Raw genomic sequence first — 15,812 nt, forward strand, 5'->3', positions numbered from 1 at the left:
CGCCGCTCGCGCACCCTACTTGAATGAGCTTCGCGCTCTGACGATGGCCAGAACAAGGGACGGGGCTCTCTGGGCTGGAACCGAGGACGACGGTTTGTTCGTTTCGCACGATTCGGGTCGTCATTTTGACGCATTCGATTGGCCCGGAGACTCAGAAGGCGGAATTCCCAGCCACGTGACGCACCTCGAAGTGGACGATTCGGGCAATCTCTGGGTGACCACCTTTGACGAGGGACTCTATCGCATCAATGCCAATGGCGAGGCGCGATTGATCGCAGGCCCGGGCGGAGGCGCAATACGGATCTTGACCTCGCTGGTGGATTCGCGGGGAACCGTGTGGATTGGCACGGAGGGCAGCGGAATCAGACGAATGAGGGAAGGCGGCGTTGCCGAGGAAGTCGGGTTGGTCGATGGAGATTATCGGTCCCGGACGATTGCCAGCATTCTTGAGGATGCCGACCGCCAACTGTGGCTCGCTACGAACAACGGCGTGGTGCGACTGAACCCTGTCACGGGTGAGTCGATGACGTTCCGAGAGGCCGCCGGAATCGCCGGCAACCGCTTCTACGCCAACTCCGCTTACAAGGACGAAGCGACGGGCCTCCTCTACTTTGGCGGCCCAAACGGCGTGACAATCGTTGACCCTTCTAGGATCGAGAAGCGCAACACACCTCCCCCCGTCGCCCTCACTGCCCTCCAGATCAACGGCGACACTGTCCCCGTCTCCCGTGCTCTCACCACGGGCGGCCTCCGACTCGCCCCAAGGGAGAACTTCTTCGCCTTCAGCTTTGCAGCTCTGGACTTCACGGACGTAACACTAAACCGCTACGAGTACCAACTCGATCCGCTGGACGAGAGGTGGAGAGACAACGGCAACTACAACGTGGCTAACTACACAGCGGTGAAGCCCGGTCACTACACCTTCCGGGTCCGAGCGCGAAACGCCGAAGGCGTCTGGAACAATGAAGGCCTGCAAATCCCCGTGTTCGTGGCGGCACCCTGGTACAAGACCATCTGGGCACAGAGCGCAGCAGTTGCCTTGGTACTGTCGCTGATCAGCGCGCTGTACTGGTACCGTCTCTGGCAGCTCCGCGAGCGCCAGGCGCTCCGACTTCGGATTGCAGGTCGCTTGCATGATGACATCGGGGCCAACCTCGCCGCGATGTCTTTGAAGGCGGACATGGTGCGGACAGCCGAGGGACTGGACGAGCGACGCCGCAAACAGCTCGAGGATCTGAGCCGGCTGGCGAGAGAGACCGCCCACCAGGTCCGAGAGACCGTCTGGGTCGTCAACACCCAGTATGACACCCTGGCCGGCCTGGTCTCTAAGATGAGAGATACGGCGGACGTGCTGCTGGGCGGTCGGTTCGACGTGACCTTCCGGGCGCCCGAAGCCCTGCCGCAGCGACGCATGGAGATGGAGGTCCGCCAGGACATCTATCTCCTCTTCAAAGAGAGTTTGCAGAACATCGTGAAGCACTCGGAGGGCGAGACGGTGCAGGTGGACGTCTCGCTCGTGGGTTCCGAGCTCCGGGTTCGGGTCGAGGACGACGGGAAGGGCTTCGATCCCAATGATCCGAGACTCGGCAACGGGCTGGGGCTCATGAAGCAGCGGGCGACGAGGCATCATGGCCGCTTGACCTTCACGAGTCGTCCGAGTGACGGCACCGTCGTGGAGCTGGCGATCCCCATCAGGTGAGGAGAGCCGGGCCAAGCTCAGCATCGCACGACGGTCTGCACCACGATCTGCTGGTCCGGGTCACGCGTGGCGGTGACCGACCCCAGGTCCACAGAGGGCACGTCTTCGACCAGTGCCTGCATCCCTCGCTCGTCGCGGTAGATCAGATACCAATCCATGCAAGCCTCCATGTAGCCCACATCCACCGGCTGCGGGAGGAAGTTAGCCACGACCAGCCGACCTCCGGGAGAGAGGCGGCGGACCAAGGCGGCCACCAGAGCAGCGGCCATGCGATCCGTCAGGTAGTCGAGGAGACCCAGGGAGTAGATCAGGTCGAACGTCCCGAGCTCGGGATCATGGCTCAGCAGGTCCTTGATGCGGAGGGGTAGCCCGGAGATGGTTTCACGTCCGTACTGCTCGGCGACACTCAAGGACTCCTGGTCCGCATCCATGGCCACGACCTCCCGGCAGTGCGCCAGCGCCCCTTTGGGCAGCAGCTCGGCTTCTCGTAGATGGCCACACGCGACGGACAGGACCCTGGGCGCGTGGCAGGCTTCGAGCGTCGACAGAATCAACTCGGCCGCGACGAGGCGACGGTAGCGAACCGCTCGACATGCTGGGACCGCGAGGTTCCGCAACGTGATCGATTTGACACCGGGGTCCTCGGGGACCGGGGTGGTGCCCGTCCCATAGATCAGGTCGATCAGCGCGGCGTCTCCCGGGTAGCCTCGGGGACGCGAGAAGGCATGGTTCGTGAACGGGTCGGACCTCAGGATGCCGTGAAGCCGGTGTCGTCGAACCGTTTGGACGACTTCTTCCCATGTGTCCGTGTCCGCCGCTCGGCGGGCTCTCAACGATCTCGACAGGCGATCGAGCGCTGCCTGGACCTGTCGTTGATCTGGCTCGGCGCCCGCCGGCCGCAGCTCGAGCGAGATCCGATCCAGGAACGACAACAGTTCGTCCGAATCGAGTGGGGACTCCGGGGCCTCAACGGTACGAACGGCCGCAGACAGCTTCATGTCCGTCTCCTTGGCGGGGAATGGGAGCCTTGAAGCTGATGGAGAAGGAATGGGAGTCCCTGACGCGGATACGGGAACCGCCCTCGCGCAACAGCGTAGCGATCCCACGTGAGTGGGAACCGCGCATTGGCGTGACGCGTCCTAGGGTGCGGAACTGGCATCTTGCGCGCCATGAGACGAGAGGCCGACTACCGTCCGCGCACCTGCCCGACGCACGGAGGCGCCCCAGAGAGCGCGGTGGTTCGATGCGCGGATAGCTCGATCTGGGTCTTGACGCAGCCAGGACGTGATCACGCTGACACCTCGACTTCTGCGTGGGTGGCACGTTCAGTCCATACGTCCGGGCGGTTCGTCGAACCGGACCAGGTGATCCTGACCCTGCAAAGCAGACTTCCGCCCACCGTGCTACTGATGGATGCGGAGTTCCCCTATCTCGGCCAGATCAAGTTCCTGAAGCAGCTTCGCCAGCTCGCACCCGCCACGGCCCTAGTGGCGATCGAAGGCGATTCAGACGCGCAATTCCGGATGATCCTGGCCGGCGCTTCAGGAGGTCTCGCCCTTCTGCCGAATTCTGTTGAAGGGAGGGAGCAACTCCGACTCCTCACCGAGGGCGGAGCAGTCATGCAGCAGTGGGTCGCGGAAAGGGCGCTCCGCGTCCTCGATCGGCGTCCAGTGGGACTTCCGCTCCCCCTGACCTGCGCAGAGCGGCGCTTGTTGAAGGCATGGGCACGGGGGTGCGGTCCAGCGCTGGTCCCGCCGGGATCGGCCGCAACAGCGCTGCGATCGATCTACCACAAGCTTCACGCGCGAACCGTGCCGCAGGTGATGCGGGACGCCACCGCCCGGACGCTGGCGGCGGTTGGCTGGTAGGGTTCCGGACCTGGAACCTGCGATCGGGAGCTGTCCCACGGCTGGCGGAGGCTCACGAGGGCGGCTAGGATCCGTTGCGTCGCAAACGCAGCTCTCCCGCGGGGGCTCGCGAGGTGGCCGGAGTTCGCCGATGCCAGAAGACCCAGGTCAAGACTCGACCATTCCCGCGCAGGGTGCGCGCCCCTGGAAGCGGATCCGCGACCGCAAGCTCGTCCAGTGGCTGGCCGGCTACGTGGCCGCGTGCTGGGTTCTCCTGCAGGTCGCCGACAACATCGCTCAATGGTGGGGCTGGCAGCCCGTCCTGATGCAGCGACTGCAGGTGGCGCTGCTGCTGGGCATGGCCCCGGTCGGAGTGGTCGCATGGTTTCACGGCGAGCGGGGTCGTCAGCGCGTGTCTTTCCTAGAGGTGTCGCTGTTGTCCCTCATCACACTCGCGGCAGCGTTCGTGTTTCGCGGCGTCGTTCGCGCTCCGGCCGGCCCTCCCGACGAGGAAGGGCGACTCGTCACAGTGTCTCTGGATCGGACCCGCATCGTCGTGCCCCCGTTCGAGAACGCGACGACTGATCCGGAACTGGACGCGCTCGGCGATCTTGCCGCGACCTGGATTTCGGGCGGAATCAGCCGGGAGCATCTCGGCACTCCCTATCCGACGGCCGACCTCGTGGCGGTGAGTGCGTTCCTGGAAGCCAACCCGGGAGCGAATCCACCACTCCAGTTGCTGGCAGACGCGACCGGCGGTGGGACGTTTCTCCAGGGGCGCCTCCTCGACGGCGGCCGGCAGGTCGAAGTCCATGTGGAGTTGATAGACTTGACTCATGGAGTCCCGCGGGTCGTCCAGTCCATCGATCCTGTCCCCCTGGACCCGACGGATCCGAGCGATGGCATTGCCGAGGTGCAACGGCGGGTGCTCGGGCTGGTGGCCAGCTACCTCTCGGTGGACTTCTTCACGCCCATGGCGGCAGACCCGTCCAACCTTCTGCGGCCCCCCAGCCTAGTGACATTCCGCGCCTTTCGGCGCGCACAAGAGCTGAGCATGCAGGACACGCTGTTCGCAGAAGGCGCGAAGTTGATGTGGGATGCCTATCGGCAAGACACCGTAGCCACATTCATGCTGCCTTCGATCGCCGCATCGTTTGTGGCCAGCGGTGATCGCGCTATGGGAGACTCCGCGCTGGCGATGGCCCAGGCCCGGATCGACCGAATGAGTCCCGCGGAACTGGCGAACCTGGAATACGTCCGGGCCTGGGTGGATCGCGACAAGCTCGGCCTCTGGCAGGTGGCGCGGACGCTGCCCGAGGTGTCACCGGGGACGGGACTCCACTACCTCGGGGGGGCGGCGGCCTACCTCTCTGACCATTCCCACACGGCTGTCGAGATCCTGAGCCAGCTCGAAGCCGATCGTGGTTTCGTCGGCGGAATTCGCTTCTATTGGACCGCACTCACCTCCGCGCTGATGCACGTGGGCGATTTCAAGGAGGCAATGGCTGTTGCAGAGCGTGCCCAGCGGCGTCACCCGAACTGGATCGAGCCCCTGGAGTGGCAGGCGGCGTCAGCCGTCCGTCTGGGCCAATTGGACACAGTCGAGCGCTTGGTTCGGGCGGGACAGGTCGTAGGTGGCATGGCGTGCGGGGCCCTGCGGATCAGGCTGGCGGCCGCAAAGGAAGCGAACATCGCCGGGCTCCGCCAGATCAGCGACTCCCTCACCGTCGCCCTGCTGCACGAGCTCGATGCGGCACCTGAGAATGCCCGCGACTGCCCGTTCGATTACGGCCGCGCGCTCCTGATTCTGGGAGACTGGCCCCGGGGCGTCGAACACCTGAGGGCCTTCGTAGACGTGGAGCCGAGGCCCGCGACCCGGGCCCATCTGGGGGCAGCCCTGGCGGCCGCGGGCGACCGGGCGGGAGCTGAGCAGCAGATTGCCCTCATCGAGGCGTTCCCGGGTCCCGAGGCGGTACGGGCGGAGTACGCGGGCTTCGTTCGCGCGTGGTTGGGCGACACCGACAAGGCGCTGGACGGATTGAGAAAGCGGCTCACGGCGGACCTGCTGCGGTACGACCTGCGTCAGCACGTGCTGGCCCTTCCTCTGCGGGCGGACGCTGCGTTTCTGGAGCTGACGGCGCCACTCGACAGACCTACGAACGACGGCGGCTAAGCCCCTACCGCCACCCCTCCCCCTCCAACACCCCATCCACCACGTCCTCCAACCACTCCAGATACAGCCCCACATAGGTGCGCCCACCGGGCCCGTCCAACTGCCACGGATTCATGAGCGTGTGCCGGAGGATGAACACGTGGTCGGCCTCGCGCTGGGTGTCCTCCGGCACCTGCACGAACGTGGTGGGGTCGATGCCCAAGGCATCCAGGATGCGGCGCGCCTCCGCGGCGGGCAGGGCGTCACACGTGAGTGAGGTGTAGGACCCGATGAACTGGAAGGTCTGCAGCGGGCGTTCGCCTTCCACCTTCATGTGCTGGAAGACCTCCCGTCCGAAGCGGTTCATGGCGGCCAGGTCGGTGTTGCCCACCGGATTGAGCGCCAGGCAGATGAGGTTGGAGTCGGGTTCGAAGGGCACCACCAGCCGCACCCGATCGGAGAGTCGCTCGGCGGCGGCGCGGGCGGCGTCCCAGAAGTACTCGCAGGTGCGGATGGTCTCCTTGAGCACGCGGCCCAGCCCCTCGCGGTGGAGCGGCAGCACCTTGTGGGTCACGTGCACGGCGGCCGCAGCCGAACCGGGCTTGGAGCCCTCCAGGATGTACTGCCCCAACTTGTGCAGGCTCTCGCTGCGCGAGACGGGGTGCTCGCGGTCGCCCAGATCGAACACATAGGCGGCTTCCTGCGCGATGAAATCCACCACCTCGCGGTTCCGCGCCACGAACGCACCGGCCGGGTAGGGCACGTACCCCAGCTTGTGCGGATCCACCGTGATGGAGTCGACCTCCGGCAGCGCCGCGAACGCGGCATAGAGCGTCTCCCCGGGGAAGTACTGCAGGCCCACCCCCGCCTGCGCACGGCTGGCCATGGAGCCGTCCGGGTTGCGGAACACCGAGGTGAGGTAGCCACCCCAGGCCGCGTCCACATGGATGCCGAAGTCGAACCCGCGCTCGGCACGGCAGCGCGCGCGCGCCTCCACGATGCGGTGGATGGGATCGACGGTGCCGAATTCCGTGGTGCCCAGCATGCCCACGACCGCCAGCACCGGTGCGCCCGCCTCGCAGGCACTACGCAGCTCCTCGTCCAGATGGGTCGGGTCCATGCGCATGTGGTCGTCCACACGGATGCGCACCAGGTTGGCCGTGCCGAATCCCAGCGCCTTCATGCCCTTGGCCCAGGAGTAGTGCGCGGAGCTGGACACCAGCACGCGGGGTGGCGGCACGTCCGCGTGCTTCTGGAAGAAGCCGGCCGTGCCCAGGTGTTCGATGCGTTCGCTGCGCACCGCCCGCACGAAGTCGAAGAGCGCTCGCCTCGAGCCTTGATCGTCCAACAGGTGCGCGATCTGGCGCCTGAGCGCGATGGTCTCGTCGATGGAGAGGTTGAGGAGCTCCCACTTCGAGTACTCGGCGAGCGGCTTGGCCGCAGGACCCACCGCACTCGTGGCGAAGTCCATGACGCGCGCGCCTTCCTGCAACGCGATCCCGTAGAACTTGACCGAGCGGAAGTTCCAGAGCGCCTCGTAGTTGGCGACGGTGCCTCCGCCGGTCAGGTGGCCCCAGGCGCAGGGTTCGCGGCTCTCGTCCACCGAGAAGCCGAACATGCGCGCCAGGTCGCGACCCGCCTCCAGCTCCATCTCCAGCGTGACCGGCGCCGCCTCTTCACTGACGTTGTTGGGGTTGTAGAGCGTGGTCACCAGCTTGGCCACCAATCCCGGCAGCAGCAGGTCCGAGCTCATGTGACCCACGTAGCGCGGGTGGTAGAACGGCACCGCCCGCTTGAGCTCGGCGGACAGCTCGTAGAGCGCCGAGCGGATCCGCGCCTGCGTCTCCAGGAAGTCAGGCCGGTAGTGCGCACCGGTCGAGATCCGCAGGCCGTCTTCCGGGTGGAAGTTGCGGCGCCAGTAGACGTGGTCGCGCAGGAACTCGATCAGCAGGGATTCGAGCAGATCGGCGTTCTCGGCGGAGGGCCCGAGAAACAGGGGTTGCAGAAAGCGCAGGTCGTCGGTTTCCATGGCGGGCAGCGTACCCTGCCCGGCGCCCGGGGGATCCGGTTGCGGCGCCCCCCGGAGCCGAGGGCCCGCCCCATTCGGGACGGGCCCGCCCGGCGTGCACGCTACTTGGTGTGCGTGGCGAAGAAGGCCCGGAACAGACGGGGCGCATCGATGCCGCCCGGGTTGTTGGACGGATAGCGACGACCCGGCCCGCGTGCGTACTCGTGCTCCAGCCCCCGCACGATCCACCACTCGACCTCGTTGCCGGCGACGTTTCCGGGCAGCGGCGTCTGCCACACCATCGAGGTCGCCGTCAGAGACGTCGATGTCGTGTAGACCGTGTCCACGAGCTGGAAGGACTCGGCCAGGGCCACCCGGCGCCCCTCCATGTCCGTGTAGCTGAACAGCACGGCCGGATCCAGCGGCACGGTGGCCACGGGCGGCTGTCCCATCAGCAGGCTGCTGTTGATGCTTTGGATGGCGAACGCGTCCCGCGTGCCCAACAGGTACTGGAAGGGAATGGGGACCGCTGCCGTGAACGCCTCCGGAAACGGGCGGGTGACTGCCGCTGCGGAAGCCACGCGTGCTCCCATCTCGGTCGCTACGCGCCCGGCGAAGGAGCCGCCGTTGGAGAAGCCCGACACGTGGATGCGGCGGGCATCGATGTGGACCTCGGACTCGAGGTCGTCCAGCAACAGCGTGGTGAAGGCGATGTCATCCAGCGGCCAAGTGGTGCCGGCCGGCAGTCCCGCGGGCACCCAGGTGGGGTCGATCTCCCGCTCCAGGCCGTACGCGTTCCACTTGGTCTCGTAGGTCCCGCTGTTCAGGAGGTAGGTCACACCGGAGGGGAAGGCCACGATCCAGCCGTTGGCGTCCGCTTCCTCCTGCCAGGAGGACTGCTCGTAGAACAGCTCGCCATTCTGCGCGCTGCCGTGGAACATCACCACCAGGGGCACGTCCGACCCGCTGGTGACGGCAGGGTGATTGGGCACGTGGACCACGAAGCGCCGGTCCACGCCGTCCACGCGCAGCACGCGGCAGTTGACGCCGATGGCGTACGGCGTGCCCGCCGGCTGCATCGTACCCGCCAGACGGCACGCGTCCCAGACGGGGAGGGCCGCCGGTGGCAGAGAAGCGACCACGCCCGCGACCCAGGCGGGCGCCGCAGCGGCGACCAGCTCCTCCGGTCTCGGGTCGCGCGGTTCGCTGGGTGTGTCGTCGTCGCAGGCCCCGGTAGTGAGCGCGAGCAGGGTCAAGGCTGCGACGTGGGCGCCGTGGCGCAATCGGCTGAAGCGGGACCGCACAACTCCCGCAGAAGATTCGTTCATGGTTCGGACTCCGGGTCAAGAGCGGCCACCATGGCCGCTGGGGAACCCGGCGTCGATCACACTCGAGGTTGGACATTCAGCGAAGACGCGCCCGCCCCGAGAGGGATCAGGTGGTGGACGCCGAGGCGCGGGGTCTGTTCCGGACTCCCACGTGCTGGTGAACCGTCAGCGGCGCGCCACCTTCACGACGGTGTCCCACGTGCGCGTGGTCACGTTCTTTCCGAAGGCTCGCTCGATCAGCGTCATGAACACGGGTCCCTTGGGACTCGCCACGTAGGCGCTGAACGCCTCCGTGCCGTTCACGACGAGGATGCGTGCGCCGTCTTCTTCGATGGGAAGGCGCAGGCCCCGCTTGGGAGGCTCTGGGAGGAACGTGACCACACGCTTGGAACCCGGCGTGAGATCGAAGGGCGCATAGGGGTCCGAGGCCAGCAGCTCCTGCAACACCGCCATGGGCCGGACGATGGTCGCGAAGGTGCGGCCGAGCACTTCTTCCATGGCCGCCTCCGCCTTGCGGGCGAGAGTGGCCGTGCCGGCGGCTCGGGCGTCGAAGGCGACGTTGCCGGTGCCCAGGATGGTGACGACCTCCTGGAAGCCGGCGGCTTCGAACGCGCGCTTGAGCTCCGGCATCTTCGCGTTGGTGGGCATCACGCCCCTGAGAAACGCCGCGTAGCGAGGCACAGGTAGGCTCCGTGTGGGCCGGAGAAGGAACGGTCCAGCACGGAGCCTACCCGACGCTCAGGGCGTCGGCAACGCGCCTTTGGCGAACCAGATCGGGAAGTTCAGGCAGATCTGATAGTAGCAGACGGTGTTGCGGCCGTCCGGATCACAGGTCGTCCCGCTCAGGAAGCAGAGCCGGGTGGGTGAGTACCACGTCGAGGGAGGGCATGGCCCTCGGCAGGCGCTGGGCACCGGGTTGGGCGAGATCGAGAGGTCCGTACCCGTCAGCGCCGGGTCGCTCGGCTGGTGGCGGATGAGCACGTCGTCCCGGCCGTAGCGATCCTGGAAGTCGCTCAACTCGTCGACCAGCCCGTTCAGTGCCTCCAGATGCTCGGGCAGCACCGCGCCTGCGGCTTCCATGCGCTCCTGCAGCGCCACCGCCTGCTGGTAGAGCCCGTACAGCTCCGCGTTCTCCGCCTCGGCTGGCGGGTTGGACGGCGACTCACACGCGAACAACAGCGCACCGACCCCGGCGGCTACCAGCCATGACAGGCTTCCTCTGGGTCGCATCGGTTCCTCCTCCGTAGGTGTGGGACGGCCCCTCACCGGGAGAGCGTCGTTCGGCGGCCCACGGCTCAACGGACGTGCGTCCGGGTCACGGGGGCCGGTCCGATCAGCCCTCGGCGCCTTCCCGCACGCCGACGGAGTGTCGCATCAGCCGTGCACGAGCTTCCGGTACTTGATGCGATGCGGCTGGGCGGCTTCGGCCCCCAGCCGCTTCTTCTTGTCCTCTTCGTAGTCCTGGTAGTTGCCCGGATACCAGACCACCTGACTGTCGCCCTCGAAGGCGAGGATGTGCGTGGCCACGCGGTCCAGGAACCAGCGGTCGTGGGAGATGACCAGCACGCACCCCGCGAATTGCAGGATGGCGTCTTCCAGCGCGCGCAGCGTGTCGACGTCGAGGTCGTTGGTGGGCTCGTCCAGCAGCAAGACGTTGCCGCCCTCCTTGAGCAGCTTGGCCAGGTGCAGACGGTTGCGCTCACCGCCGGAGAGCACGCCCACCTTCTTCTGCTGGTCGGCACCGCGGAAGTTGAACCAGGACAGGTAGGCCCGGCCGTTCACCTCGGCGCGGCCGAAGTGCAGCGTGTCCAGGCCACCGGTGACCTCCTCGAACACGGTTTGCTCGCCGTCCAGCGCGTCCCGGCTCTGATCCACATAGGCGAGCTGCACGGTGCTGCCCACCTCCAGCGCGCCGCCGTCCGGCTGTTCCTGCCCGGTGATCATGCGGAAGAGCGTGGTTTTGCCCGCGCCGTTGGCGCCGATGATGCCCACGATGGCACCGGGTGGCACGTCGAAGGTGAGATCCTCGATCAGCAGCCGGTCGTCGTAGCCCTTCTTGATATGGTCCGCGCGGATGACCACGTCGCCCAGGCGCGGCCCCTTGGGGATCAGGATCTCGGCCGTGCGCACCTGCTCGCGCTCGTCCGCGGCCAATAAGGCTTCGTAGGCGGACAGACGCGCCTTGCCTTTGGACTGCCGGGCCCGGGGCGCCATGCGCACCCAGTCGAGCTCGCGCTCCAACGTCTTGGCGCGGGCCGAGTTCTGCTTCTCCTCCACGCGGAAGCGCTCCTGCTTCTGCTCCAGCCAGGACGTGTAGTTGCCCTTCCAGGGAATGCCCTTGCCGCGGTCCAGCTCCAGGATCCACTCGGCTACGTTGTCCAGGAAGTAGCGGTCGTGGGTGATGGCCACGATGGTGCCGGGGAAGGCGGACAGGTGGTGCTCCAACCAGGCCACGGACTCCGCGTCCAGGTGGTTGGTGGGCTCGTCCAACAGCAGCATGTCGGGCTGCTCGAGTAGCACCTTGCAGAGCGCTACCCGGCGGCGTTCTCCGCCGGAGAGCTTGCTCACGTCCGCGTCCGCGGGAGGCAGTCGCAGCGCGTCCATGGCGATCTCGAGCTTGCGCTCCAGGTCCCAGGCGTCGGCCGCTTCGATCTTCTCCTGCAGCGCCGCCTGCTCCTCGATCAGCGCGTTCATCTCGTCGTCGTCGGTGACCTCACCGAACTTGAGGCTCACCTCCTCGAACTTCCGGAGCAGGTCGCGCGTCTCCTTCACCGCCAGCTCCACGTTGCCCTTCACGTCCAACGTGGGATCGAGCTCGGGCTCCTGCGGCAGGTAGCCGATGCGCGTGCCCTTCATGGCCCAAGCTTCCCCCTGGAAGTCGGCGTCCACGCCGGCCATGATCTTGAGCAGCGAGCTCTTCCCCGATCCGTTCGGCCCCACCACGCCGATCTTGGCGCCGGGGAAGAACGAGATGCTGATGTCTTCCAGGATCTTGCGCTGCGGGGGCACGACCTTGGTCAGACGGTAGGTGTGGTAGATGAACTTCTGTTCGGCCATGAGACGGTGGGATCGGGTGGATAGGGCAGGTCCGGGAGTCGGCGGACGGGTGTCGTGCGGCCGACCCTGCGGCGGAGAAGGCGCGGGCCTCTCTCGCGGCGGGTCCTATGCGGGGAGGAATCTAACCCACCGCGCCAATCTTGCGGGACGCGGGCGGCCTGGTTAGTGGCAAGCGGCAGGGGAGTGCGCTCGGTCGGGACCGATACGGCCCAGCTCCCCCGACCCAGGTTCGAGGACTCGCTGGCGGAGACCAGCGGGGAGGCACCGATGCGACGATCGAGCGAACACAGCCTCTCCGTACGGCCTCACGGGCGACGAAGGGTCGCCTGGGGGGGCACGGCGGGGGTCTGGGGCGCGTCTCTCGCCGCGCTCGCGGGTGGCCCCGGCTCGCTCGGTGGGCAGGCGGTTCTCGACACCATGCGCCTGGTGGACGTGGAGGTCGTGGAGCGCGCCCGCCACGCGCCCCTGTTCCAGACCGACTCCGTTCTCGAGTTCACGTTGACCGCGGACTTCGGGACCATCCTGCGCGAGGATCGTCGGGGCGAGCCGCCGCGCCGTCCCGCGCGGCTCTCGCTGGGCTCCGACACCGGTGCGCGCACGGTCGACCTCCAGGTGCAGACCCGGGGCGAGTTCCGCCGGAACCCGGCCAACTGCCGCTTCCCTCCGCTCTGGCTCGACTTCGAACGGAGTGATCCGGCGCTGACCGGGACGCCGTTCGAAGCGCAGAACCGGATCAAGCTCTACGTGACGTGCCGGCCCGGGAACTCGACGTACGAGGAGTATCTGCTCGAGGAGTACCTGCTCTACCGGCTCTTCAATCGCGTCACCGACCTCAGCTACCGCGCGCGACTGGCTCGCGTCACCTACGAGGACGCCTCCGGTGGGAATGACCCCTTCACGAGCTGGGCGTTCGTCCTGGAGGATGTGGACGACGTGGCGGCCCGCCATGAGGGGATCGAGGTGGACGCTCCCGCCATCCTGCCTGCCGTCCTGGACGGCGAGCCGGCGACGCGTATGGAGCTGTTCCTGTTCATGATCGGCACCACCGACTTCTCGGCGGTCTACTCCCACAACGTCCGCACGCTGCGGTTGCCGGGTAGCCGGTACGCACCGCTCCCCTACGACTTCGACATGGCCGGCATCATCAACGCCAGCTATGCTACCGTCGATCCCCGCCTGGGCATCAAGTCCGTACAGGAGCGGGTGTACCGCGGGTTCTGTCGGGACCGCGCCGCCATGGAAGCGGCGCGCGCCGCGTTCCTGGCCCAGGAGCGAGCGATCCTGACCGAGACGGACGCCTTCGACCTGATCTCGGAGGGACGGCGCCGCAACGCGCGCAAGTATCTGGAGGAGTTCTTCGACATCCTCCGCAACGAGCGCCGTGCCGACCGCTGGATCTTCAGGGGCTGCCAGACGCAGCCGAGCTGAGGCGGCCGGCCGTCAAGGCACGACTCGGATGCTCGCCGCCGACAGGGACGGCGAGGGTTCGACCACCCAGTCGAGGGCGAAGCCCGACACCAGCAGCACCGGTTGTGAGACGTGCGTGACCCGCGCTCCCAACGTGCGGGCGCTGAGCACGGTGGACCGCGCGCCCAGCCACGCGGCCCGAGCGGGGAGCGTGCGCGACGTCAGGCCGGGCACCACGCCCAGGCGGATCTCCGGACCGCCCTCCGTGCGTAGGTAGACCGTGACGTCCTCGAACAACTGGTTGGTGACGCGCACCCGGGTTGGTGAACCGGCGGCGGTGGCGTGATAGGGGCTCGAAGCCGTGGTGACGCAGGCGGCCGGAGTCAACGCCGATAGAGCAAGCAGAAGACGAGCCGCCTGGCGGCCCGTTCGTGAGCGGAACATGGGAACCTCCAAGGGCGCAGGGGCCCGGGATCGACGCCGTGAGGCCAGCGGGGAGGCCGGCCGTGCCACGGCAGTGTGGGGAATAGCACGAGGGACCTGTGTCCCTCTGCTACGACAAGCGACGAATCCATCGAGGACCGGTCACGCCGTGCAGGCCTCGAAGGCGGGACGCCACCCGCGTCACATGCGTGTAGAATGCGACAGACGCCCGCCTCGCCACGGGGATGCCCGCCTTCGCCCAGGCCGCGGCCGCCATGGGCGCGCCCCGAGCCCTCGGTTCGGTTCGGGGATGGTGGAGCCCGTCGCCCAGATCGTCCTCGTTCGGGATGAGGACCGCGCCGAGATCACGCTGCTGCCCGGCTTCGGCGCCCGCGAGCTGGCCCTGGTCCGCGCGCTCCCGGGACGTCGCTACGATCCGGCTCGCCGCGTCTGGCTCGTTCCTGGTGCGGAGCGCACGCTGGCGGCGCTGCGGGCGGCCTTCGGCGTGGAGCGCCTGGTTGTCCGGGGGCGTGACCCGGCAGACGCGGCGGGTACGAGCGACCGGGATCCCGAGGGCGCGTTGGAGCGGGTACGCCACGCGCTGCTCCTGCGGGGATACGGCCGCTCCACCGCCAAGGTGTACCTGGGGCAACTGCGGCGTTTCCTGACCTGGTGTGGGGATGGCGTCCCCCGCCTGCCGGAGGACACCGCCGAGCGTGCCCAGGCCTACCTGGTGGAGCTGGTGGAGGAGCGCGGCGTCTCCCGCAGCTACCAGAGCCAGGTGGTGAGCGCGCTGCGCTTCCTGTGCGAGTCGGTGCTGGGCGAGCCCACCCTGGCGCTCCGGATCCCGCGGCCCAAGAAGGAGCGCCTCCTCCCCGCCGTGCTGAGTCCGGGCGAGGTGTCGCGACTCCTGCGCAAGACACGCAACCCGAAGCACCGCGCCCTGCTGATGCTGCTCTACTCGGCCGGACTGCGCGTGAGCGAGGTCGTGCGCCTGAAGCCGGAGGACCTGGACCTGGAGCGTGGCCTGCTCCGGGTGCGCCGTGCCAAAGGAAGGAAGGACCGCTACACACTGCTGGCCAAGAAGGCCGTCGCCGCCGTGACGCTCTACCGCGACGCCTACCCCACCGAGCACTGGCTCTTCCCCGGCGAACGGGAGGACCGCCACCTGACCCCCCGCTCCGTGCAACGCATCGTCAAGCGGTCCGCACGGGCCGCCGGGATCGCCAAGAACGTCACCACCCATACGCTCCGGCACAGCTTCGCCACCCACCTGCTCGAGGGTGGCACCAACCTGCGCGTGATCCAGGAGCTGCTAGGGCACGAGAGTGCCCGGACCACGCAGATCTACACCCACGTGGCGCAGTCCACCCTGGAGTCGGTGCGAAGCCCGCTGGACAACCTGGAATAGACGGCGCCCCCGAAGGGCAGCGCGTACCTTGCGCCCAGCCCCGAGGCGAAGAACCTTGGAGAGGGGCGCAGCCCCCGCCGCGTTATCCCGACCGCGCAATTCCGACTCACCTGTCGGAAACCACCGCTAGGTTGGATGCGGTAGGGGGATGTCGCTCCGGGAAGAAGGAGTTACCTGACATTCCTTCAGTCTGGTGACTGGAGGCGAGGTGTGGCTGGGATCATCGTGACTTTCACGCGGGGAGAATCGGAGTGGCTCTAGCCGATAGACTGGGGTCGCACGCCAGGGAAGGGTCCGCCGGGGCGACGTCCTACCGAGGATTTACCTACCAGCACCATTGGACGCTCTGCAAGCTACTCGAGGTCCACGAGGGCACGACCGACTACTTGCTGCTTGTCGATCACCACGATGACGTCGTGATCTGGGACCAACCACCCGATGGGCTGCTCCTGTTCTTTCAGGTCAAGGCAAAAGCACGGA

The 15,812-nt window shown here is 67.3% G+C and carries 12 protein-coding genes; 5 read left to right on the forward strand and 7 right to left on the reverse strand.

Annotation, left to right across the window (positions count from 1 at the left end; all coding sequences use genetic code 11):
- Positions 1-1,699: triple tyrosine motif-containing protein (locus R3E10_19590; protein ID MEZ4417967.1), on the forward strand; the 1,699-nt coding region annotated here is incomplete at its 5' end.
- 17 nt (positions 1,700-1,716) lie between these two features.
- On the opposite strand, the gene R3E10_19595 is transcribed toward R3E10_19590, so the two are convergent.
- Positions 1,717-2,697, reverse strand: a complete 981-nt coding sequence (locus R3E10_19595) for a class I SAM-dependent methyltransferase (GenBank protein ID MEZ4417968.1) — start codon at positions 2,695-2,697, stop codon at positions 1,717-1,719.
- A gap of 318 nt (positions 2,698-3,015) precedes the next feature.
- Between R3E10_19595 and R3E10_19600 the strand changes: the two genes are divergently transcribed.
- A complete protein-coding gene (locus tag R3E10_19600; GenBank protein MEZ4417969.1) occupies positions 3,016-3,567 on the forward strand; it encodes a hypothetical protein in 552 nt (183 codons plus the stop codon).
- A gap of 130 nt (positions 3,568-3,697) precedes the next feature.
- Positions 3,698-5,719, forward strand: coding sequence for a hypothetical protein (locus R3E10_19605; GenBank protein MEZ4417970.1), 2,022 nt, complete (start codon positions 3,698-3,700; stop codon positions 5,717-5,719).
- A gap of 4 nt (positions 5,720-5,723) precedes the next feature.
- On the opposite strand, the gene R3E10_19610 is transcribed toward R3E10_19605, so the two are convergent.
- From R3E10_19610 to ettA, 5 genes are all read right to left on the reverse strand, one after another.
- Positions 5,724-7,727, reverse strand: a complete 2,004-nt coding sequence (locus tag R3E10_19610) for a pyridoxal-dependent decarboxylase (GenBank protein MEZ4417971.1) — start codon at positions 7,725-7,727, stop codon at positions 5,724-5,726.
- A gap of 101 nt (positions 7,728-7,828) precedes the next feature.
- Complete coding sequence (locus R3E10_19615; protein ID MEZ4417972.1) at positions 7,829-9,034, reverse strand: hypothetical protein; 1,206 nt, start codon at positions 9,032-9,034, stop codon at positions 7,829-7,831.
- Between the two features lie 165 nt (positions 9,035-9,199).
- Positions 9,200-9,715, reverse strand: coding sequence for a DUF1697 domain-containing protein (locus tag R3E10_19620; GenBank protein ID MEZ4417973.1), 516 nt, complete (start codon positions 9,713-9,715; stop codon positions 9,200-9,202).
- Between the two features lie 57 nt (positions 9,716-9,772).
- A complete protein-coding gene (locus R3E10_19625) occupies positions 9,773-10,264 on the reverse strand; it encodes a hypothetical protein (protein MEZ4417974.1) in 492 nt (163 codons plus the stop codon).
- Positions 10,265-10,408: 144 nt separating this feature from the next.
- Positions 10,409-12,091, reverse strand: coding sequence for an energy-dependent translational throttle protein EttA (ettA, locus tag R3E10_19630; GenBank protein ID MEZ4417975.1), 1,683 nt, complete (start codon positions 12,089-12,091; stop codon positions 10,409-10,411).
- 267 nt (positions 12,092-12,358) lie between these two features.
- On the opposite strand from ettA, the gene R3E10_19635 reads away from it, so the two are divergent.
- The gene (locus R3E10_19635) at positions 12,359-13,519 is read left to right on the forward strand and encodes a hypothetical protein (GenBank protein MEZ4417976.1); all 1,161 of its coding nucleotides are present in this window, start codon (positions 12,359-12,361) and stop codon (positions 13,517-13,519) included.
- Positions 13,520-13,531: 12 nt separating this feature from the next.
- On the opposite strand, the gene R3E10_19640 is transcribed toward R3E10_19635, so the two are convergent.
- Complete coding sequence (locus tag R3E10_19640; protein MEZ4417977.1) at positions 13,532-13,942, reverse strand: hypothetical protein; 411 nt, start codon at positions 13,940-13,942, stop codon at positions 13,532-13,534.
- 289 nt (positions 13,943-14,231) lie between these two features.
- Between R3E10_19640 and R3E10_19645 the strand changes: the two genes are divergently transcribed.
- A complete protein-coding gene (locus R3E10_19645; GenBank protein MEZ4417978.1) occupies positions 14,232-15,332 on the forward strand; it encodes a tyrosine-type recombinase/integrase in 1,101 nt (366 codons plus the stop codon).
- Positions 15,333-15,812: the final 480 nt, after the last annotated feature.

Source organism: Gemmatimonadota bacterium, assembly GCA_041390105.1.
GTDB lineage: Bacteria > Gemmatimonadota > Gemmatimonadetes > Longimicrobiales > Gaopeijiaceae > JAGQIF01.